Source organism: Streptomyces griseochromogenes (assembly GCF_001542625.1).
GTDB lineage: Bacteria > Actinomycetota > Actinomycetes > Streptomycetales > Streptomycetaceae > Streptomyces > Streptomyces griseochromogenes.
In genome coordinates this window covers 1,488,212-1,508,378 of record NZ_CP016279.1, presented here as the reverse complement: position 1 = coordinate 1,508,378, position 20,167 = coordinate 1,488,212, and the positions used below count along the sequence as shown (strand labels likewise).

General features: G+C 70.2%; 24 protein-coding genes and 4 pseudogenes. 12 read left to right on the top strand and 16 right to left on the bottom strand.

From position 1 onward, the window contains the following. Positions 1–1,131: a PadR family transcriptional regulator gene (locus AVL59_RS07095; protein ID WP_067300450.1), complete on the top strand. Its 1,131-nt coding sequence runs from the start codon at positions 1–3 to the stop codon at positions 1,129–1,131. A gap of 110 nt (positions 1,132–1,241) precedes the next feature. Here the strand turns inward: AVL59_RS07095 and AVL59_RS07090 are convergent, their stop codons facing one another. The 4 genes from AVL59_RS07090 to AVL59_RS07075 all read right to left on the bottom strand — a co-directional run bounded on the left by AVL59_RS07090 (position 1,242) and on the right by AVL59_RS07075 (position 4,507). Further along, a complete protein-coding gene (locus AVL59_RS07090) occupies positions 1,242–1,805 on the bottom strand; it encodes a Clp protease N-terminal domain-containing protein (protein WP_067300447.1) in 564 nt (187 codons plus the stop codon). Next, positions 1,805–2,014 (bottom strand): helix-turn-helix domain-containing protein, encoded by a 210-nt coding sequence (locus AVL59_RS07085; RefSeq protein ID WP_067002878.1) that lies wholly within the window; start codon positions 2,012–2,014, stop codon positions 1,805–1,807. Before AVL59_RS07085 ends, AVL59_RS07090 begins: the two co-directional genes overlap by 1 nt. Before the next feature lie 112 nt (positions 2,015–2,126). Beyond that, positions 2,127–3,092: a zinc-binding dehydrogenase gene (locus tag AVL59_RS07080; protein WP_067316983.1), complete on the bottom strand. Its 966-nt coding sequence runs from the start codon at positions 3,090–3,092 to the stop codon at positions 2,127–2,129. Between the two features lie 191 nt (positions 3,093–3,283). Further along, positions 3,284–4,507, bottom strand: a complete 1,224-nt coding sequence (locus tag AVL59_RS07075; protein ID WP_067300445.1) for an NAD(P)-dependent malic enzyme — start codon at positions 4,505–4,507, stop codon at positions 3,284–3,286. A gap of 588 nt (positions 4,508–5,095) precedes the next feature. On the opposite strand from AVL59_RS07075, the gene AVL59_RS07070 reads away from it, so the two are divergent. The 5 genes and pseudogenes from AVL59_RS07070 to AVL59_RS47560 form a co-directional block, all read left to right on the top strand. After that, complete coding sequence (locus tag AVL59_RS07070; RefSeq protein WP_067300442.1) at positions 5,096–6,058, top strand: ABC transporter substrate-binding protein; 963 nt, start codon at positions 5,096–5,098, stop codon at positions 6,056–6,058. A gap of 29 nt (positions 6,059–6,087) precedes the next feature. Continuing rightward, a complete protein-coding gene (locus AVL59_RS07065) occupies positions 6,088–7,008 on the top strand; it encodes an amino acid ABC transporter permease (protein WP_067300439.1) in 921 nt (306 codons plus the stop codon). Then, entirely contained in the window at positions 7,005–7,799 is a 795-nt protein-coding gene (locus AVL59_RS07060; RefSeq protein WP_067300436.1) for an amino acid ABC transporter ATP-binding protein, read from the top strand. The genes AVL59_RS07065 and AVL59_RS07060 overlap by 4 nt, the downstream gene beginning before the upstream one ends. 564 nt (positions 7,800–8,363) lie before the next feature. Further along, positions 8,364–8,936: a DUF6529 family protein gene (locus AVL59_RS07055; RefSeq protein WP_067300434.1), complete on the top strand. Its 573-nt coding sequence runs from the start codon at positions 8,364–8,366 to the stop codon at positions 8,934–8,936. Between the two features lie 299 nt (positions 8,937–9,235). Next, a pseudogene (locus tag AVL59_RS47560) lies at positions 9,236–9,625 on the top strand (sensor histidine kinase); the annotation flags it as partial. Between the two features lie 525 nt (positions 9,626–10,150). Here AVL59_RS47560 and AVL59_RS07045 read toward each other — a convergent pair. After that, positions 10,151–10,384: pseudogene (locus AVL59_RS07045) on the bottom strand (SAM-dependent methyltransferase); the annotation flags it as partial. Between the two features lie 100 nt (positions 10,385–10,484). Between AVL59_RS07045 and AVL59_RS07040 the strand changes: the two are divergent. Beyond that, positions 10,485–11,114, top strand: a complete 630-nt coding sequence (locus AVL59_RS07040) for a CGNR zinc finger domain-containing protein (protein ID WP_067300427.1) — start codon at positions 10,485–10,487, stop codon at positions 11,112–11,114. On the opposite strand, the gene sodX is transcribed toward AVL59_RS07040, so the two are convergent. Then, positions 11,018–11,452, bottom strand: coding sequence for a nickel-type superoxide dismutase maturation protease (sodX, locus tag AVL59_RS07035; protein ID WP_079147364.1), 435 nt, complete (start codon positions 11,450–11,452; stop codon positions 11,018–11,020). The genes AVL59_RS07040 and sodX overlap by 97 nt on opposite strands. Before the next feature lie 145 nt (positions 11,453–11,597). Between sodX and sodN the strand changes: the two genes are divergently transcribed. Beyond that, positions 11,598–11,993, top strand: a complete 396-nt coding sequence (gene sodN / locus AVL59_RS07030; protein ID WP_067300422.1) for a superoxide dismutase, Ni — start codon at positions 11,598–11,600, stop codon at positions 11,991–11,993. A gap of 7 nt (positions 11,994–12,000) precedes the next feature. On the opposite strand, the pseudogene AVL59_RS55965 reads toward sodN, so the two are convergent. Beyond that, positions 12,001–12,165 (bottom strand): annotated as a pseudogene (locus AVL59_RS55965) (tyrosine-type recombinase/integrase); the annotation flags it as partial. A gap of 119 nt (positions 12,166–12,284) precedes the next feature. Between AVL59_RS55965 and AVL59_RS53955 the strand changes: the two are divergent. Next, a pseudogene (locus AVL59_RS53955) lies at positions 12,285–12,404 on the top strand (ASCH domain-containing protein); the annotation flags it as partial. 72 nt (positions 12,405–12,476) lie between these two features. On the opposite strand, the gene AVL59_RS07025 reads toward AVL59_RS53955, so the two are convergent. The 4 genes from AVL59_RS07025 to AVL59_RS07010 all read right to left on the bottom strand — a co-directional run bounded on the left by AVL59_RS07025 (position 12,477) and on the right by AVL59_RS07010 (position 16,110). Next, on the bottom strand, positions 12,477–13,328 hold the full coding sequence (locus AVL59_RS07025) for a methyltransferase domain-containing protein (RefSeq protein ID WP_067300419.1): 852 nt from the start codon (positions 13,326–13,328) through the stop codon (positions 12,477–12,479). A 469-nt stretch (positions 13,329–13,797) separates the two neighbouring features. Beyond that, positions 13,798–14,688 (bottom strand): polyphosphate kinase 2, encoded by an 891-nt coding sequence (gene ppk2 / locus AVL59_RS07020; protein ID WP_067300416.1) that lies wholly within the window; start codon positions 14,686–14,688, stop codon positions 13,798–13,800. A 20-nt stretch (positions 14,689–14,708) separates the two neighbouring features. Continuing rightward, positions 14,709–14,942: a hypothetical protein gene (locus AVL59_RS07015; RefSeq protein WP_067300412.1), complete on the bottom strand. Its 234-nt coding sequence runs from the start codon at positions 14,940–14,942 to the stop codon at positions 14,709–14,711. Positions 14,943–14,958: 16 nt separating this feature from the next. Beyond that, complete coding sequence (locus AVL59_RS07010; protein ID WP_067300411.1) at positions 14,959–16,110, bottom strand: inorganic phosphate transporter; 1,152 nt, start codon at positions 16,108–16,110, stop codon at positions 14,959–14,961. Between the two features lie 169 nt (positions 16,111–16,279). Between AVL59_RS07010 and AVL59_RS07005 the strand changes: the two genes are divergently transcribed. From AVL59_RS07005 to AVL59_RS06995, 3 genes are read left to right on the top strand one after another with little or no spacing between them, the layout of a single operon-like run. Continuing rightward, positions 16,280–16,678, top strand: coding sequence for a helix-turn-helix transcriptional regulator (locus AVL59_RS07005; RefSeq protein ID WP_067300409.1), 399 nt, complete (start codon positions 16,280–16,282; stop codon positions 16,676–16,678). 48 nt (positions 16,679–16,726) lie between these two features. After that, entirely contained in the window at positions 16,727–17,143 is a 417-nt protein-coding gene (locus tag AVL59_RS07000; RefSeq protein WP_067300408.1) for a VOC family protein, read from the top strand. A 43-nt stretch (positions 17,144–17,186) separates the two neighbouring features. Further along, positions 17,187–17,936: a VOC family protein gene (locus AVL59_RS06995; protein WP_067300406.1), complete on the top strand. Its 750-nt coding sequence runs from the start codon at positions 17,187–17,189 to the stop codon at positions 17,934–17,936. Here the strand turns inward: AVL59_RS06995 and AVL59_RS06990 are convergent. From AVL59_RS06990 to AVL59_RS06970, 5 genes are all read right to left on the bottom strand, one after another. Continuing rightward, a complete protein-coding gene (locus AVL59_RS06990) occupies positions 17,923–18,228 on the bottom strand; it encodes a hypothetical protein (protein ID WP_067300404.1) in 306 nt (101 codons plus the stop codon). The two genes, AVL59_RS06995 and AVL59_RS06990, sit on opposite strands and share 14 nt — an antisense overlap. Then, positions 18,225–18,557: a DUF952 domain-containing protein gene (locus tag AVL59_RS06985; protein WP_067300402.1), complete on the bottom strand. Its 333-nt coding sequence runs from the start codon at positions 18,555–18,557 to the stop codon at positions 18,225–18,227. The genes AVL59_RS06990 and AVL59_RS06985 overlap by 4 nt, the downstream gene beginning before the upstream one ends. Before the next feature lie 257 nt (positions 18,558–18,814). Then, positions 18,815–19,237, bottom strand: a complete 423-nt coding sequence (locus tag AVL59_RS06980) for a YciI family protein (protein WP_067300400.1) — start codon at positions 19,235–19,237, stop codon at positions 18,815–18,817. Between the two features lie 84 nt (positions 19,238–19,321). Continuing rightward, complete coding sequence (locus AVL59_RS06975; RefSeq protein WP_067300397.1) at positions 19,322–19,537, bottom strand: hypothetical protein; 216 nt, start codon at positions 19,535–19,537, stop codon at positions 19,322–19,324. A 26-nt stretch (positions 19,538–19,563) separates the two neighbouring features. Then, a complete protein-coding gene (locus tag AVL59_RS06970) occupies positions 19,564–20,148 on the bottom strand; it encodes a dihydrofolate reductase family protein (RefSeq protein WP_067300394.1) in 585 nt (194 codons plus the stop codon). Positions 20,149–20,167: the final 19 nt, after the last annotated feature.

Here is a 20,167-nt window from a genome sequence, read left to right as displayed (position 1 = left end):
ATGCCGCCCGTCTTCGCCCACGGCCGCCTCCGCCTCTATCTGCTCAAGCTGCTGGACGAGGCCCCGCGCCACGGCTATGAGGTGATCAGGCTCCTGGAAGAGCGCTTCCAGGGCCTGTACGCCCCCTCGGCGGGCACGGTCTACCCCCGGCTGGCCAAGCTGGAGGCGGAGGGCCTGGTCACGCACACCACCGAGGGCGGCCGCAAGGTGTACGCCATCACGGACGCCGGCCGGGCCGAACTGGCCGACCGCAGCGGCGAGCTGGCCGACCTGGAGCTGGAGATCCGCGAGTCCGTCGCCGAACTCGCCGCCGAGATAAGGGCCGATGTGCGCGGCGCGGCCGGCGACCTGCGCCGCGAGATGCGCGCGGCCGCCTCGGAGGCTCGTAACGGCGGCAGGGCCGGCGCCCGGGAGGCGGGCCCCGTCGGGGAGCACGGCGACTTGGGCGACAAGGAGGCCTGGCGGGCCGCCAAGGAGGAGATGCGCCGGGTCAAGCAGGAGTGGAAGGAGCAGGCCCGCCGCGCCAAGGACGAGAGCCGCCGGGCCCGCGAGGAGGCCCAGCGGGCCCGCCATCAGGCCCAGGAGGCCCAGGCGCGGGCACGGGCCCAGGCGCAGGAGGAGATGCAGCGCATCGCCCGCCACGTCCAGGACCGGGTCCAGGACCACTTCGTCCGCGGCGACTGGCCGACCGGTGTACGCGAGGGCCTGACCGAACTCGCCAAGGAGTTCGGCGAGTTCGGAAAGGACTACGGAAAGGGGTTCGGCAAGGACTGGGGCTTCGGCCGCCACACCGAAGAGCCGGCCCCGGGCCCCGCCGGGTCCGCCCCCACCGCGGAGCCGGACCACACCACCGCCCCGGACCACTCCGCCGCGCCGGACCACTCCACCATCCCGGACTACTCCGCCACCCCGGAGGACTTCCCGGCGGAGTACGAGCCGGCCTGGGCCCACGAGGACCCCACCGGCGACCCGGCCCGTGACCTGGACCGCCTGCTCGACCGCTTCCGCGACGACATCCGGGACGCGGCCCGCGACCACGGCGTCAGCACCGACCAGCTCGATGACGCCCGCCGCCATCTGTCGTCGGCGGCGGCCCGCATCGGGGCGATACTGCGCCGCCCGAAGGTCTGAGCCGTCCCGGAACGGCGGTGCGCCCGCCCCCGACGGAGGCGCACCGCCGGAGCGGTCCGCCCGGACCGGCCACGCGGACCATCGGCCCGAGTCTCCCGGCGCCGCGGCCGTCAGCCGGCCTGAGCCGTGCCCTCGCCGTACAGCACGCGTCGCAGGGACTCGTAGGTCACCCCGTGGTCGGCGAGCACCTCGGCGGGCACTCCGGGCCGCACGGTCAGGGCGAGCAAGAGGTGCTCGTCGCCGATGCGACCGTCACGGCGGCCGACGGCGGCGCGCAACGCCCCTTCCAGGACGTCCTTGGCGCCCCGGCCGAAGGAACGGCGTCCCGGCCGCCGGCCCCTGCCCTGGCGATCGCCGGTCATCGCCCCGGCACCGTGCGCCTCTTCGACCCGGGAGACGATCTCCGGGACGTCGATGCCGAGTCCCGCGAGGGCGTCCACCTCGGCCCGGGACAGGCCTCCCCGCCGCCGCGCCTCACTCAGTGCCTCCCGTACGGACTCCTTGCGCTCCGCGACACCGAGCGCGGCCAGCGCGAAGGAGGCACGGCTCGCCTCGCGGTCGAGGAGGGCGAGCAGCAGATGCTCGGCACCGACGGTCCGCGCCCCCTCGCGTTCCCCGTGCTCGACAGCGCCCTGTACGACGTCTCGCGCGTCCTTGGTGAAGCGTTCGAACATCACTGCCTCCCGTACTTCTTGTGCACGGCCTGCCTGCTGACACCCAGCTCCGCGGCGATCTCCTGCCACGACCAGCCCTGATTGCGCGCACTGCGCACCTGTACCGCCTCCAGCTGCTCCAGCAGCCTGCGGAGCGCGGCCACGGCCCGCAGCCCGACCCGCGGATCGCGGTCACCGGCACGCTGGGCGAGATCCGTTGCCTCGGTCATGGTGTCAACTTACGTTGACACCTCGCGTCATGTCAACCTTGGTTGACGCCAAGGGTTCGGAAAAGGCGGGCCCGGCATCCGGACCCGCCGTCGGCGCACCCCCGAAGGGACTTCAGGAATGGGTGAGCACGATCTTCCCGAACTGCTCACCGGACGCGAGCCGTTCGAAGCCTTCGCGGGCCCGGTCCAGGGGCAGCATTTCGTCGATGACGGGCCGTACACCGGTGGCGGCGCAGAAGGCGAGCAGGTCCTCCAGCTCGTCCTTGGTGCCCATGGTGGAGCCGACGACCTTCAGTTCCAGGAAGAAGATCCGGGTCAGCTCGGCGTGCGAGGGACGGTCGCCGCTGGTGGCGCCGGAGATGACGATCGTGCCGCCGGGCCGCAGGGACTTCACCGAGTGCGACCAGGTGGCGGCACCCACGGTCTCGATGACGGCGTCCACGCGCTGCGGCAGCCGGGCCCCCGGCTCCACCGCCTCGACGGCCCCGAGCTCCAGCGCCCGCTTCCGCTTCGCCTCGTCCCTGCTGGTGGCGAAGACCCGCAGGCCGGCCGCCTTGCCCAGCACGATCGCGGCCGTGGCGACACCGCCGCCCGCGCCCTGCACGAGGACCGAGTCACCGGGCCGCACCCCGGCGTTGGTGAACAGCATCCGGTACGCCGTCAGCCAGGCCGTCGGCAGGCAGGCGGCCTCCGCGAAGGAGAGCTCCTTCGGCTTGGGCAGGATGTTCCAGGTCGGCACGGCGACCTGCTCGGCGAAGGTGCCCTGGTAGCGCTCGGTCAGGATGGAGCGGGGCTCCTTCGGGCCGACGCCGTGGCCGCTCTGGCCGATGACGGAGTGCAGGACGACCTCGTTGCCGTCCTCGTCGATCCCGGCGGCATCGCAGCCGAGGATCATCGGCAGCCGGTCCTCCGGGAGCCCGACGCCCCGCAGGGACCAGAGGTCGTGGTGATTGAGGGAGGCGGCCCGCACGGTGACGGTGCTCCAGCCGGGCCGGGCCTCGGGAGCCGGACGCTCCCCCAACTCAAGGCCGGAGAGCGGCTGGTCGCGGTCGATCCGGGCAGCGTAGACAGCGAACATGGGCTCGACGATAGGTGCGCCGCGCAGCGGACGGAACCGCACGGCGCTGTGACACATGCCCTCTTGCGTGACGGCACCCATGCGGCGCAGCCCGGCACCCACGCCCTCAAGGGCGCCCTCGCGGCACTCGAACGGGCGGGCGGGCAAAGAAAATGGCCCCGCCCGAACGGACGGGGCCATTCGGCGCAACGTCAGCGACGCGCAACGCCCTCGGCACGAGCGGCAGCAGCCACAGCCGCGGTCACGGCCGGAGCGACCCGCTCGTCGAACGGCGACGGAATGACGTAGTCGGCGGCGAGGTCGTCCCCGACCACAGCGGCCAGCGCCTCCGCGGCGGCGATCTTCATGCCCTCCGTGATCCGCGTGGCCCGCACCTGCAGCGCGCCCGCGAAGATCCCGGGGAAGGCCAGCACGTTGTTGATCTGGTTCGGGAAGTCCGAGCGCCCGGTCGCGACGACCGCCGCGTACTTGTGCGCGACGTCCGGGTGCACCTCCGGGTTCGGGTTGGCCATCGCGAACACGAAGGCGCCCTCAGCCATGGAGGCGACGGCCTCCTCCGGGACCGTACCGCCGGAGACGCCGATGAAGACGTCGGCGCCCGCGAGGGCCTTCTCCAGCGAGCCGGTGATGCCCGCCTTGTTGGTGAAACCGGCCAGCTCCCGCTTGACCGGCGTCAGGTCCTCGCGGTCCGCGGACACGACGCCCTTGCGGTCCGCCACCGCCACGTCCCCGATGCCGGCCTCGACCAGCATCTTGGCGATGGCGACACCGGCCGCGCCGGCGCCCGAGATGACGGCGCGCAGCTGCCCGATCTCTCGTCGGCTGAGCCGCGCCGCGTTGCGCAGCGCCGCCAGCGTCACGACGGCCGTACCGTGCTGGTCGTCGTGGAAGACCGGGATGTCGAGGCGCTCCTGCAGCCGGCGCTCGATCTCGAAGCACCGGGGTGCCGAGATGTCCTCCAGGTTCACTCCGCCGAAGGAGGGAGCGAGCCGGACCACGGTCTCGACGATGTCGTCGACGTCCGTGCAGTCGAGCGCGATCGGCACCGCGTCCACGCCGCCGAACTGCTTGAACAGGATCGCCTTGCCCTCCATCACGGGGAGGGAGGCCTGGGGACCGATGTCCCCGAGCCCGAGCACGGCCGTGCCGTCGGTCACGACGGCGACCACCGAGGACTTCCATGTGTAGTCGTTGACCAGCTCCGGCTGCTCCGCGATCGCGGTGCACACGCGCGCGACGCCGGGCGTGTACGCGAGGGAAAGGTCGTCCTTGTCACGGACCGGCACGGTGGCCTGCACGGCCATCTTGCCGCCGCGGTGCAGCGCGAACACCGGATCGAAGGAATCGAGGGGCTCGGCCCCGCCGTCCTGATCCGTACTGCTGTCGCTGCGAGGATTGACGATCTCCGCTGCCACTTTGTTTTACCCCTTAGCTATGCATGGTTTGAGGGTCGACCACTCCTGGTGAGGGGTGGGCGGGCACCGCGTACGGCCCGGTTGCTGATACGTACGAGCACATACGCGACGGGCGCGCCGCACACGCGCCCTGAGCCCCGGATGAGGGGTGTAAAGAACCTTCTTACCGGACGGACGGCGCTCACGACGAGTCCATTAGGTGCAAGGTCACATCACGGGACCAGAAAGCCACACCCGGATGACGCACGGCTGACATGGATGCGACACGGCCGTGACCCGGCGGCGACGCGCGACCGGTTGTCCGGCGCGCGCGGCGATGGACCGCAACGATGGACCACATCGTGAGATGGCCCGAAGATTTTCCGGCCTGAGTGATGGATTTCCGCAGATCTGCGGTCCTGGGGTCCCGTCCTGGCGGGACCTGACTGCGATTCGGGGGTCACCCGTTATGCGATTTTGACACAGCGACGCCCCTGAATGGCCTAGCCCGAATGGCAAGATGCCGTAAACCCACGAGGTCGCGGCACCCGAAGGTGCGCGTTTCCGTCGACCCATCGGCATCTCTTCCCATCAGTCGGAGGAACCACGATGACCGTAAACTCCACGCCTCGTACGACCGCCGCCCACTCCCGGCTCGCCGCCGTCGGTGCCGTCGCGGCCGCCGGCGCCCTGCTGCTCACCGGCTGCGGTGATCACACGGACAAGAACAGCGGCACGGGCTCCAGCTCGTCGTCCGGCTCCGCCCCGCTGGCCGGCAAGCTGCCCGCGGACATCCGCAAGGCGGGCGTCATCAAGGTCGGCTCCGACATCGCCTACCCGCCGGTCGAGTACATGAAGGACGGCAAGGCCGTCGGCATCGACCCCGACCTCGCGGACGCCCTCGGCAAGCAGCTCGGCGTGACGTTCGACTTCCAGAACGGCAAGTTCGACAACCTGATCGTGGGCCTGCAGGCCAAGCGCTTCCAGGTGATCATGTCGGCGATGAACGACACCAAGGACCGCCAGAACGGCATCAACTCGGACAACGGCCAGAAGGTCGGCAACGGCGTCGACTTCGTCGACTACTTCACCGCCGGTACGTCGATCCTCGTCCAGAAGGGCAACCCGAAGGGCGTCAAGTCCCTGGACGACCTGTGCGGCAAGGTCGTGGCCCTGCAGAAGGGCACCACGTCCGAGGGCATCGCCAAGGCACAGAGCAAGAAGTGCACCAAGGACGGCAAGAAGGCCATCGACCTGCAGACCTTCGACACCGACCCCGAGGCGCTGCTGCGTCTGAAGCAGGGCGCGTCCGTCGCCGACCTGAACGATTTCCCGGTGGCCGCCTACAACGCGAAGACCTCCGGTGGCGGCAAGGACTTCGAGGTCGTCGGCGACCAGATCGAGGCGGGTCCGTACGGCATCGCGGTCAGCAAGGACAACACCCAGCTGCGCGACGCCCTCCAGGCCGCCATGGCCGCGATCATCAAGAACGGCGAGTACACCAAGATCCTGCAGAAGTGGAACGTCACGGACGGCGCGCTGACGGAGTCGAAGATCAACGGCGGCTCCTGAGCCTCGCGCGGCACTGAAAGGCAGTCACCGTGACCGACACCGTCGACAAGGCTCCGGCGCCGCCGGAGCAGATCAAGGCCATCCCGGTGCGCCACTACGGCCGCTGGGTGGCCGGCGCCGTGGTCCTCGCCCTGGTGGCGCTGATCGGGGTCGCCTTCTCCAACGCGAAGATCAATTACAGCGTCATCCCGGACTACGTCTTCGACCCGGACATCGTCTCCGGCGCCTGGACCACGCTGTACATCTCCGTGCTGGCCATGGTGCTCGGCGTCGTACTCGGCGTGATCCTCGCCGTGATGCGGCTGTCGTCGAACCCGGTCACCAGCACGGTGGCCTGGTTCTACATCTGGTTCTTCCGCGGCACCCCGGTCCTGGTCCAGCTGCTGCTCTGGTACAACATCTCGCTCGTCTTCCCCATCCTGAACCTGGGGTTCTACAAGAACGAGATGAACCAGGTGATGACGCCGGTCCTGACGGCGCTGCTGGGACTCGGCCTGAACGAGGCCGCCTATATGTCGGAGATCGTCCGGGCCGGCATCCAGTCGGTCGACGAGGGCCAGACGGAGGCCTCGCACGCGCTCGGCATGACCCAGGCCCAGACGCTGCGCCGGGTGATCCTGCCGCAGGCCATGCGGGTCATCGTCCCGCCGACCGGCAACGAGTTCATCAACATGCTGAAGACCTCGGCGCTGGCCTACTCGGTCCAGCTCCCCGAGCTGATCAAGAAGGCCACGGACATCTCCAGCACCTCGCTGGCGGTCGTCGAGATGTACTTCGTGGCCTGCATCTGGTACCTGATCCTGACCACGGTGTTCAGCATCGGCCAGTACTACATCGAGCGCCGTTACGCCCGCGGTTCGTCGCGCAACCTGCCGCCGACCCCGCTGCAGCGGTTCCGGAAGAACCTCCGCATCTTCGGCTCGTTCCGCCGCCCGGAGGTGGCCCGATGACCAAGTTCTCCAAGGACGTCGTCCCCGGCGGCCACCCGATGGTCAGGGCCGAGGGCGTGCACAAGTCGTTCGGGCACGCGCACATCCTCAAGGGCATCGACCTGGAGGTGAACCCGCGGGAGGTGTTCTGCCTGATCGGCCCGTCCGGTTCCGGCAAGAGCACGTTTCTCCGGTGCATCAACCATCTGGAGAAGATCAGCGCCGGCCGGCTGTACGTGGACGGCCGCCTGGTCGGCTACCGGCAGCACGGCGACAAGCTCTACGAGCTGAAGGAGAAGGAGGTCTCGGCGCAGCGGCGGGACATCGGCATGGTGTTCCAGCGCTTCAACCTCTTCCCGCACATGACGGCGCTGGAGAACGTCATGGAGGCGCCGGTGCAGGTCAGGCGGGAGAGCAGGGCCGTCGCGCGGGAGCGCGCGCAGCGGCTGCTGGACCGTGTGGGCCTGGGTGACCGGACCGGCCACTACCCGGCCCAGCTGTCCGGCGGCCAGCAGCAGCGCGTGGCGATCGCCCGGGCCCTCGCGATGGAGCCCAAGCTGATGCTCTTCGACGAGCCGACCTCGGCGCTCGACCCCGAGCTGGTCGGTGAGGTGCTCGACGTCATGCGGGACCTCGCGGAGGACGGCATGACGATGATCGTCGTCACGCACGAGATGGGCTTCGCCCGCGAGGTCGGCGACTCGCTGGTCTTCATGGACGACGGCGTGGTCGTGGAGTCCGGCCATCCGCGTGAGGTACTGGCCCATCCCCAGCACGACCGGACGAAGGCCTTCCTCTCCAAGGTGCTCTGACTCTCGACCGTGACAAGGGCGGTACGGGCTCTCCGTACCGCCCTTCGCGTCGCGCCGCTCGTCAGCGACGGGGGCCTCACCAATGGAGCAGCGACTGCCCAGGCGGACCAATTGGAGTGGACAGGCCCCGAGCACCCGGGGCCAACTGGGAGAAGAGGTCCGCTGGGGTCGTTTCCCGCGGCTGCACCGATGCGCCGTCCGACAGCATGGAGTGCTCATGAAAGGAACGGCCGCGGCGATTGTGCCGGCGGTTTCCGCCGTGCCGCTTGCTGCCGCACGCGGCCGTCCCAGCCGGACGGCCTCGTCCGCTTGCGCCACGCCCACGTCCGGAGCGATGTCAGCGGGCATTCCCGTATGCATCGAGTCGACTGCACCGGCCGGCGGCGGAGCATGCGCGTGTGGCTGGCCGCCGCCGCTCACCTCCGGCACCCCCAAGGCGGCCCCGTTCGCCAGGAGCAGCCAACTCAGCACCTCGAAGCGCTCCAACGGCATCACGTGCGGCGCCACGGTGGTACGTCGTAAAGGCATCCGGCAGCAAGGTCGAACCCGATCGATCGGGGACTGATGACCGGGCACACGGGCGCGCAGAAGCGGCGCCCCACACGAACGGTGGCGGTCCTTTTGGCTGCTTTGCTGCCGGTCGCGGTCACGGTGGGGGTATATGTGTTCGGCCGCACGCACACACCCGACTACACCAAGGGCCTGTTCGGGGAGCACGGCGTCGCCGTCGTCGATCTCAAGGCGCGCCTGGGCAGCGCTCTGATGGCACTCGCGGTCGTCCAACTGCTGCTCGGGCTGTGGATGTACCGGCGCCTACCGGGAGCGGGGGCCGCGCCGCACCGGGTGCCGCCCACACACCGGCTCATCGGCCTTATTGCCTTTCTGCTGTCGCTGCCCATCGCCTACCAATGCATCACCGCCTACGGAGTCGACTTCACGAACAGCCGAGTGGCGGTGCACTCCATCGCGGGCTGCGTCCTGTACGGCGTGTTCGTCGCCAAGGTGCTGGTGGTACGCAGCCGCCGACTGCCCGGCTGGGCGCTTCCGGCCGTCGGCGGCGCCTTGGTCACCGCCATCGCACTGCTGTGGTACACAGCCGCCTTGTGGTTCTTCGTCGGCTCCGCCCCCGGCTTCTGACCGTGCTGTCACCAAGGCCCGCCATGGCCTGCACGGCACCCCTGTTGCAGATCGGACATCGCGTTGCTCCGTGCCATCGCCTCCCTGCCCGATCTCGCGAACAGAGCCACTGCAGCGCATTCGCTCTGGCCACTCGCGTCCTTGCAGGTCAACGTCACCTTGCAGCTGTCTGGGCGTCAGATCGCCCAATTCCGCTGAACACCCGGGCGGAAGAGCCCTTTCGTCACGGTGCTCAAGGCCGCTGCCACCAGTCACGGTCAAGCGGCATGATGGGCGGCATGGGAAGCCGGGGCGAGGGGCCGGAGACGCTGGGCGAAGCGGTGCGGCTGCTCGCCGCCGAGGTCGAGGGCCACTACGGCGTCCCCATCGAGGTCGTGGTCGTCGGTGACTGTGTCCTGGACGAGAAGCTCAATGCGCAGATGCAGGCCATGTGTGAGGCGATGACCAACGCCGCCAAGCACGGTGGCAAGGGCGGCGCCGTGCAGGTCTACGCGGAAGTCGAGGGCAGGACCGTCTTCGTGTCCGTCCGTGACCGCGGCCCGGGCTTCGACCTCGACTCGATACCCGCCGACCGCATGGGCGTCAGAGAATCGATCATCGGCCGGATGCAGCGCAACGGCGGCACGGCGCGGCTGCGCGCGGTGCCGGAGGGCGGCACGGAGGTCGAGCTGGAGATGGACCGCGTCCAAGGTGATGCGTCGTCAAACGGCATGACATGGCTCAGCCTTCCGTCAGGATCAGGCGATCTCGTGTGGTCTGCCGTTGTAGCCCGCCAATATCGTGAAGCACAGCGGGAGGAGGAGCAGACCAGGCAGCGTGAGCGGGTGCGGCGCCTCCGACGAGTACGCAAAGCCGTCGGGAGGGCGGAAGCCTGCGCTGTGGCTGGGCTCTTTGCCCTGGCGGTGGTCGGGTACGTCATCTCGGCCTTTGCCACACGCAGCGTGCTGGAAAGCATCCAGCACGGGCAGTTCAGCCCGTCGGACACCGCGCAGATCATTACTGCGATCGGCGGGCTGACGACAGCCGTTGGCCTCAGCATCGCAGCTGTTCTGAAGGCACTTGCTCTCCTTGTTCATGCGCGTGCCGACATGGTGCGCGCCCGTGAAAGTCTTCCGCCAGGGGAGGGAGCAGCGGTATCTGACGAAGCCGAGCCGACAACATGACGGCTAACCGGCGAGGCGGCCGGCGATGGCAAGCTGAGACCCGTTGCTGAACAGTTCCGCCGTCCACCGCGGGTCCTTGAGGTCGGCGGTGACGAAGGAGACGCGCTCGTCGCCCTCGAAGGTCCCGCACGCGAGGTCGAGCACGCGCGGGTCCGTGCCGGCGAGCGCCTCGACCATGTCGAGCATGATCGTGAACCGCTCCTCACTGTCCGGCATGTACCACTCCTGCTGCCGGTCCCAGCTCTCCGGCCAGGCGGCCCAGTCGGTTCCGGCCGTGGTGGCCATGGAATCCCCGCCTCCTCACCGGCACGTAATACCCTGGAAGCACAACCGGCTATTACCCGACCGCAGACATGACCATAGAGCGCCTCCGTAAGGACTAATAGTGGAACTGGCCTATTACTCGGATTACGCCGTACGTCTCGTGAACAGCGAGGAACCGGCCCGGGGCAAGGACTCGCTGACCTCGGTCGAGGCCGTCCGCGACCTCTTCGGCATCAACGCGTCGGCGGCCCGCCGCGCCACCGACGCCGACGTCACGCGCTTCCGCTCGGTACGGGGCAGGCTGCGCGCGGTCTTCGAGGCGGCGGACACGGGTGACGAGACGCTCGCCGTGGACCTCCTCAACTCACTGCTCCTGGAGTTCCCGGTCAGCCCCCAGATCTCCGGGCACGACTACCGGGACGACGACGGCCGCCCCCTGTGGCACATGCACCTGGCCGACCACCCGTCCAACGCCACCGCCGGCTACGCGGCGATCGCGGCGATGGGCCTGGCGTTCCACCTGACCGAATACGGCGTCGACCGCCTGGGCCTGTGCCAGGCGGCGCCCTGCCGCAACGCCTATCTCGACACGTCCACGAACCGCTCCCGGCGCTACTGCTCGGACCGCTGTGCGACCCGCGCCAACGTGGCCGCCTACCGGGCCCGCAAGCGCCTGGAGGCCGACCGGACGGGCAGCAGCGGCCTCGCGGCCGAGAAGATCCAGCGCGCCAGCGCCGCCGGCGAGCGCTGACCGCCGGCGAGCGGCCGGTACCTCAGCAGCGCCCTGCCGAGGATCAGCTCGTCGGGCACGACTCCGTAATCCGTACTGTCCCCACCCGCGTACGGGTTGTCCCCGAGCACCCACCAGCCGCCCTCGCGCCGCTCCACGGCGCGCTTGACGACCAGCAGGTCCTGCTGGAAGGGGTGACGCAGGACGACGATGCCCCCCGGCCTGGCCGCGGCCCCGTACTGCACCAGCAGCCGGTCCCCGTGACGCAGCGTGGGCACCATGGACGGGCCGGTCACCTCGGCCAGTCCGAAGAGCGCCCCCGCCCTCCCCCGCTCGGTCTCCTGCGACAGCTCCGGCATCCCCGGCACCTCCCCGGTCCGTTCCTCCACCAGTCTCAGTCTGACCCTGGACTTTTGTCCTAAGCCCTAGGGGGCACTCGCGAAAACCCGTCCCTCAGGGAGTAATGTCCCACCTGAGAAGACGATCACGAGGAAGGAATGCTCCATGCTTTCCCGCCTGTTTGCCCCCAAGGTCAAGGTCAGCGCCCACTGCGACCTGCCCTGTGGCGTGTACGACCCGGCCCAGGCCCGCATCGAGGCGGAGTCGGTGAAGGCCGTTCAGGAAAAGATGGCCGCCAACGACGACCCGCACTTCCAGGCGCGTGCCACCGTCATCAAGGAGCAGCGCGCGGAGCTGGCCAAGCACCACGTCTCCGTGCTCTGGAGCGACTACTTCAAGCCCCCGCACTTCGAGAAGTACCCGCAGCTGCACCAGCTGGTCAACGACACCCTGAAGGCCCTGTCGGCCGCCAAGGCGTCGACCGACCCGAAGACGGGCGAGGCGGCGCTGGAGCTCATCGCCGAGATCGACCGCATCTTCTGGGAGACCAAGAAGGCGTGATCTCCTTTTACGCCCTCTGACCTGCGATTTCTTTCGTTGCAGTGTCTACCTGTCCGCACCCGGTCCGCAGGCCGCCGAGCACGGCGTCCATGACGGTCCGGGTGCGGTCTTCTTCCCCCGGCCACAGATGGGCGTAGATCCGCGGCGTGATGACGGCGGACGCGTGGCCGAGTCCGGGCGGTGCGGACGGCCCGCTCAACCGAGAGGCCGCGCAGGTGACCGCCGTCTGCCTCCACCACGGCCCCTACCTCGCAACTGGGCCTCGAAGTTGGGGTACGCGGGGCGGGAACGCTCGACGGCGAAGGCCCGGCAAACGTCAACCCCACCGCCGCCCGTGACGAGCAGCTCGCCGGCATCCGCACGATCCACGGCCCCGAGAAGGAGGCCCTCGGTGCCCTGGCCATCAAGATCTCCCGCTGGGGACTGCCTCGGGACCAGAAGGCCACTGCTCGTCGCTCAGCAGGCGCATGCGCCCGCTCGTGGTCACCGAGGCTGGTAGGCGGTGGCCAGCACGGAGACGGTGACCTGATCGGGCAGGAGGCCGTCATCGTTCAGGTCTGCACGGCTCACGTGGCGTGCGCTCGGCGTCATCGCCACCAGGTCCAGGGCATCCAGCCTGGTCAGGGTCGCGGGGTACTCCACCTGTTCGGTGACGGCGGCCTCGAAGAAGGGGCCCAGCGTCCGGTGCAGGCGCTGTTCCTTGGCCGGGTCGATCGTGACCGTCGCAGGCAACCGGCCGCGCAGCTCGGCCAGGTGCCGCCCGGTGGGACGGATCACGATCAACCGGCCGGTCGGGCGCAGCACCCGGTGGAACTCGGCCGGGTTGCGCGGGGCGAACACGTTCAGCACGACATCGGCCACCCCGTCGGCCAGCGGGAAGGAACGGAAGACGTCCCAGGCCACCGCGGCGGCTCGGTCGTGCGCACGGGCTGCCGAGCGTAGCGCGCGCACCGATGTGTCCAGACCCAGACCACGGCCGCCGAGCAGCTGGTCGAGTACGCCGGCCAGGTAGTAGCCGGTGCCGCACCCCACGTCCACGACCGTGGCCTGCTCAGACACGGCGCCGGCCGCCAGGCCGGCCCCGACTTGGCGGATGGGCGCGTAAGTGCCGGTGGACAGGAATCGGTCCCGGGCCTGGACCATGGCCGCATCGTCACCGCTGGTGGCGCGGGTGCCTGTCAGCAGGCCGGCGTAGCCGTGGCGGGCGATGTCGAAGGTGTGGCCCACCGGGCAGCGCAGTGCGCCGTGGTCGGGGTGCAGGTGACGCGTGCGGCACGTTGGGCAGCGCAGCAGGTCGAGGGACAGTTCGAGGGCAGGGGGAAGCGACACGGGCACGAGGCACTCCTGGCAAGGATGAAGGGAAGAGACCGTGCCTGCACGCGCGCTCAGAGCGTTCACGCAGCAGGCACGCCAAGGAGGGCGATGCCGTCTGGCATCGCCCTCAACGCCTTCCGATCACAGGAAGCAGCAGTGCGGGGTGCTCATGAATGCCACGTCATGAGTCTACGAGCATCGGCGAAGCCCCTCATGCCCCACCGGAGTTGAGAGACACGACCAAGCATTCCAGGGGAGTCCAACGGCGACACGCAAGCCTTTCTGGCATCCCCCCCGGCGGTGATGGCCTGGTCACCCTCATCGACTGCCTCAAGGTCGCGGGCATGGTGCACAACACCGAGCTCAGTGCCTCTGGAACGGCCTGCTCACTCACCGCACGTGGAGTGGCCGCGCACTTCGACGCGGAAGCGCCGGCGACCCGCGGCAGCCGTCACCGCGGGGCGCCGGCTCATCCCGAGGGTGCCCGCCGCTACGTCCCGTCCCGGTCGTCCTCGCCGGCCTCCAGCAGGCCCGCCGCCGCGCCGACGATGCGGGGGTCGGGCGTGCCGACCACCTCGTCGTCCTTGTCGGCGTACGCGAAGCGCGCCAGCACACTGCGCATCGCCTCGACCCGGGCCCGCTTCTTGTCGTTGCTCTTGACCACCGTCCAGGGGGCGTGGTCGGTGTCCGTCTCACGGAACATGGCGACCTTCGCCGCGGTGTAGTCGTCCCAGCGGTCCAGCGAGGCCAGGTCCATCGGGCTGAGCTTCCACTGCCGTACCGGGTCGACCTGACGGATCGTGAAGCGGGTGCGCTGCTCGCCCTGGGACACCGAGAACCAGAACTTGACCAGGTCCACTCCGTCGTCGACCAGCATTCGTTCGAAGAGCGGAGCCTGGCGGGTGAACCGGCGGTACTCGTCGTCCGTGCAGAAACCCATCACCCGCTCCACACCGGCCCGGTTGTACCAGGAGCGGTCGAAGAGCACGATCTCGCCGGCGGTCGGCAGGTGTTCGACGTACCGCTGGAAGTACCACTGCCCGCGCTCGCGTTCGGTCGGCTTCTCCAGCGCCACCACGCGCGCGCCGCGCGGGTTCAGATGCTCGGTGAACCGCTTGATGGTGCCGCCCTTGCCCGCCGCGTCCCGTCCCTCGAAGACGATGACGAGCCGGCGGCCGGTCTCCTTGATCCAGCCCTGCAGCTTCAGCAGTTCGATCTGCTGGAGCCGCTTGTGCCACTCGTACTCCTTGCGCTCCATCCGCTGCCCGTACGGGTAGTTCTCCCGCCAGGTGTCCACCGGAGTGCCGTCGGGCCTGATCAGTACGGGGTCGTCGTGGTCGGTGTAGTCGACCCGCAGGCCCTCCGTCATCAGAGGGGTCATCGCGTCCGCCTTCGGCTGCCTCAATGGAACTGCGGAACGATCAGATAGATCCCGTACGCCACCACCGCCGCGCACGCCAGGAAGCACAGCGCCGCCTGGGTGAGGCCCAAGGCGCGGGCGCCGTCGGCGTGTTCGCGGGGGTCGTCGATCCGGGCGAGGCCGAGGACGCCGAGGGCGAAGACGGCGACCACGGCGACGGTGACGCCGATGCTCACCGCGGTGACCTGGCCGAGTGCGGTCCAGTCGAGATGCATGGGGGCTCTCCTTGGCTCAGGCGGCCGTGTCGACGTGGGCCGGGGCGGTGGTGAGGGTGACCTCGTGGTCGTCGTTGACGTTGTTCGCGTGCACCGGGTTGCGGCGCGAGGCGAGGACGATGACCGTCGCGAGGGCGACCGCGACCAGGGCGATCACCGCCGTACCGACGTTGCCGCCGTGCTTGACCACGCTCGCGGCGAGCCCGCCGACCAGCGCGGCGGCGGGCAGGGTGATCAGCCAGGCGGCCACCATGCGGCCGGCGACGCCCCAGCGGACCTCCGCCAGGCGCCGGCCCAGACCGGCGCCGAGGATGGAGCCTGAGGCAACCTGGGTGGTGGACAGGGCGAAGCCCAGGTGGGCGGAGGTGAGGATCACCGTCGTGGAGGCCGTCTCGGCGGCGAAGCCCTGCGGGGACTGGATCTCGGTGAGGCCCTTGCCCATGGTGCGGATGATCCGCCAGCCGCCCAGGTAAGTGCCGAGGCCGATGGCGACGCCCGCCGCACCGATCACCCAGACCGGCGGCCCCGCCTCGTGCCCGAGGGCGCCCGCCGAGATGAGGGTGAGGGTGATGACGCCCATCGTCTTCTGCGCGTCGTTGGTGCCGTGCGCCAGCGAGACCAGCGAGGCCGAGGCGATCTGGCCGATCCGGAAGCCCTTGGTGACCGACTCCTTGCGGGCCCGCTCGGTGAGCTTGTAGGTGAGGTAGGTGGCGATCAGCGCCGCGACGCCCGCCACCATCGGCGAGGCCACGGCGGGGATGAGCACCTTCTCGACAACCTTGTCGAAGTGCACACCGTCGGACCCCGCACCGACCCAGACGGCCCCGATGAGCCCGCCGAACAGGGCGTGCGACGAGCTGGAGGGCAGCCCGGCGAGCCAGGTCACGAGGTTCCACAGGATCGCCCCGACCAGTCCGGCGAAGATCATCGCTGGGGTGACCAGTGTGTCGTCCACTATCCCGCCGGAGATCGTCTTGGCGACCTCGGTGGACAGGAAGGCACCCACGATGTTCAGCACGCCGCTCACCAGAACGGCCGTCCGTGGTTTCAGCGCCCCCGTCGCGATGGATGTCGCCATCGCGTTCGCCGTGTCGTGGAACCCATTGGTGAAGTCGAAGGCCAGCGCCGTGACGATGACGACCGCCACGAGGAACGTGATGTGGTCCATCCCCCGAGGAAAGCAAGCACGGGCCAATGCCGGGCTAACCGAAGGCGAACGGCGTGTCGAATTCGGCGGACTCTGTTGTGTGGTCCTGTGCGAAAGCGTTCAATACCCGGTCCGTGCGGAAGCGATCGGTCCGCTGCCCGGGTGAAAGTCCCTGTGCCAGGCTGGGGGAATGACCCTGGAGGACCTGGTACGGCTGCGGCGGGTGCGTGACCGCATGGACCGCGAGTACGCCGAGCCGCTCGACATGACCGAGCTGGCGCGGGGCGCCCACATGTCGCCGGGTCACTTCCAGCGCAGCTTCCGCAAGGCGTACGGGGAGACGCCGTACAGCTATCTGATGACGCGCCGGGTCGAGCGGGCCAAGGCGCTGCTGCGTCGCGGCGACCTCACCGTGACCGAGGTGTGCTTCGCCGTCGGCTGCACCTCCCTCGGCTCCTTCAGCTCCCGGTTCACCGAGTTGGTCGGCCAGACCCCGAGCGCCTATCGGGCCGCCTCCCACGAGGAGAGCGCGGTGATCCCCTCCTGTGTGGCCCGTTCGTTCACCCGCCCGCGCCGCAGGCCGTACTGAAGCACCGGCTCCCGCGCAGGGCGGCCGGGCTGGGCCTAGCGTGAAGCCATGGATCTGAAACTCAAGCAGTGCTTCATCGCCGTGGACGACCACGACAAGGCGCTCCACTTCTACTGTGACGTGCTCGGCATGGAGATCCGCAACGACGTGGGCTTCGAGGGGATGCGCTGGGTCACCGTGGGCTCGCCGCTCCAGCCGGACGTGGAGATCGTGCTGGAGCCGCCGGGCGCGAGCCCGGACATCTCCCCAGCCGACAAGCAGGCGATCGCCGAGTTGCTCGCCAAGGGCCTGCTGCGCGGTGTCATCTTCACCACCGCCGACTGCGACGCGCTGTACGAGCGGGTCCGGGAGGCCGGCGGCGATGTGCTCCAGGAGCCCACGGACCAGCCCTACGGGGTGCGCGACTGCGCCTTCCGGGACCCGGCCGGGAACATGCTGCGGTTCCTTCAGCGGCCCGCGGACTGAAATTCCGCCGGTGCGGCGGGGACGGCTGCCTACGATCCCCGCCATGGACACCATCCGCTGGACCTACGCCTTCGTCGACCGCCCCGCCGCCCGCCTCGCCGACGCCCGCGCCTTCTGGACGGCCGTCACCGGCACCCGGCCCTCCGAACCGCGCGGTGGACAAGGCGAGTTCATGACGCTGCTGTCCGACGGGACGGACGCCTGCGTGAAGCTCCAGGGAGTCACCGAGGGCGCGGGCGGGGCGCATCTCGACCTCTGCGTCGACGACCCGGCGGCCCTGGCCCGGGCGGCCCGGGAACTCGGCGCGGGCCTGGTCGCGGACCACGGCGACTGGGCGGTGCTGCGCTCGCCCGCCGGGCAGCTGTTCTGCGCCGTGCCGTGGCACGGCGAGACGGTACGGCCGCCGGTGGTCGAGGGCGGCCGCCTGGACCAGGTGTGCCTGGACGTCCCGCCCTCCCGGTACGACACCGAGAGCGCCTTCTGGGCCACGCTGACCGGCTGGGACCTCCAGGACGGTTCCCTGCCGGAGTTCCGGGTGCTCCGGCCGCCCGCGGGCCTGCCCGTGCGGATCCTGCTCCAGCGGCTCGGCGACGACCGCCCGGCCTCCGCCCACCTGGACCTGGCCTGCGCGGACATCGCGGCGACCCGGGCCCGGCACGAGCGTCTGGGCGCCGTCCGCGTCCACCAGGGCCCGCACTGGGCGGTGATGCGCGACCCGGCCGGCGGCACGTACTGCCTGACGGGCCGGGACCCCGGGACGGGCGCACTGCCCGCGGCGGTCAGGGAATCGTGAGCGCGTAGTCGCAGACGACGGCCGTCCGGGTCGGCCGCGGCGCCGGCTCGGGCTCCGGGCTCGGCGGACACCCGTGGCCGCCGGCGTCCGACGCGCGGAGCGGGCGGGGCGTACCGCCGCGCGGATCGCTCGGTGTCGCCCCGTCCCCGTTCTCCCGGACGTACGGCTCCCGCGGCCGGGCCGAGTCCTGGAGCCACGGAGTGAGCCCGGCCCCGGCGGCCGCCACCACGGCCCGGGAGCAGGCGGTCCAGCGCCACCACCGGCGCCGCCGCCCGCCCCCGTGCCGGCTCACCCCCAGGGCTCCACGTCCACCACGGCGTCCACCGGCACCGGCCCGTACACGTGCGGGAACTCCTCGCCGTTCGGCGGCATGGCCTCGTACTTCAGCGGGACATCGAGCCTGACCGGGTCCACGACCAGCACCACCAGTTCGTCCGGGCCCTCGTAGTCGCCGTACAGGAAGGCCGCGATGCGCGGGAGTTGCTCGCGGGTGGAGAAGTGGACGAACCCCTCCTCCTGGAGGGTCCGGCCGCGGGTGGACACCTCGTAGGCGCCGCGCTCGCGGGCCGCCTCCCACAGGGAGCGTTCGGTGATGTGGACGATGTACGGAAGTTTCGGCATGCGGTCACGCTACGGCCTCAGCGGGGCCGCGCGCTCGTGCGAACAGCGCCGTTCCGGCCTCGTGCGAACAGCGCCGTCCGGGCAGGCCGAGCGTCCCGGCGACGGCCGGCGCCCAGGCGTCGCGGGCAGGGTCGCAGGCCCCCGCGCTCCTGTCGTGCACGGCGGCGATCGCCGCGCGCGGCGCGGGGGGCGTCGGTGCGTCCAGCTGGAGACGAGGCGCAGCAGGTCCCCGGTGCCGGACGCGCCGGTGGTGGCGGTCATTCGGCGCCGATGTCCCCGGCGCCGTCCATGATGGGCCGGATCACCACGGGGTATTCGGTCAGGCCCTCGGGGCCGGGGCAGCGGGTGACGCGCTCGGCGATCTCGGTGACCCGCTCCAGACTCGCGCAGTCCACCACCCAGTAGCCGGCGACCAGCTGCTCGGTCTCGCCGTACGGCCCGTCGGCGATCACGGTCTCACCGTCCTTGCCGCGGGTGACCAGCCGGGTCCGGGCGGGCTCGGCCAGGCCCTGGGCGTCGACGAGTTCGCCGGACTCGGCGAGGTCGTCGCTGATCGCGCCCATGTACAGGTACATGGCCTTGAGCTGCGCCTCGGTCCAGGCCGGGGAGCGCGCGGAGGGCTTGCCGCGCATCGCGTCGTAGTCCGCCTGCGTGCCCTGCACCATCACCAGGTACTTCATGGTCCGCTCCTTCGGCTCGGGGCCGCCCTTCCGGGCGGCTCCCACAGGGGACGTCGGAGCCGGGCCTGGATACTCGACACGGGCTCAGGATTCTTCCGCGGCGGATTCCCCGGGGTGCGGGTTCGCGGGACCGGAAGCCGTGCCGTCGGGGTCGGCCTGCTCCCCGTAGGCCGCGCAGCCGGGGTTGCGGCACGGGCCGGCGCCCCACACCGGCACCCAGGCGCCCAGTGTCTTGCGCCGTCCGACGACCGTTTCGACGGGCTGTCCGCAGGCGGGACAGACGTGTTCCTCGCTGTCCATGCCCTCAGGGTAGGGCGGGCCGGGGGTCAGCGCTTCCTGTGGTACGTCCGCACGAGCACGCCGTTGCCGAAGGTGCGCACCGAGTCCAGGGCGAACTCCTTGATGTCGAGGCCGGTGCCGAACATCGGCATGCCCGTGCCGTAGACGATCGGGTAGGTCTTGATGACGAGTTCGTCGATCTCGTCGAGCAGGGCCCCCGCGATCTTCGAGCCTCCGCACAGGTAGATGCCCAACCCGCCGTCCTCCGCCTTGAGTTCGCGGATCCGGCCGGTCAGATCGCCGTCGATGATCTCGACGTGCGGGTCGGGCGAGGGGCCCGGGGTGCGCGAGGCGACGTACTCGCGCAGGTGGGCGTAGGGGCTGGTGATGCCCTCCTTCAGGGCCACCTCGTAGCTGGCCCGGCCCTGGACGACGGTGTCGAACCGCCGGTTCTCCAGGTGGTCCAGGCCCAGCGGCCTGCGGCCGTGGGTGGGCAGGGTCTCCGGGAACTCCGTCTTGAGGAAGTCGAAGTACTCCTCGTCCATGAAGCGGAGCATCGCGGTGGCATCGCCGTGTTCGTCACCGATGAAGCCGTCGAGCGAGCAGGCGATGAAGTACGTGAGCTTGCGCAAGCCTGGTCTCTTTTCGTCG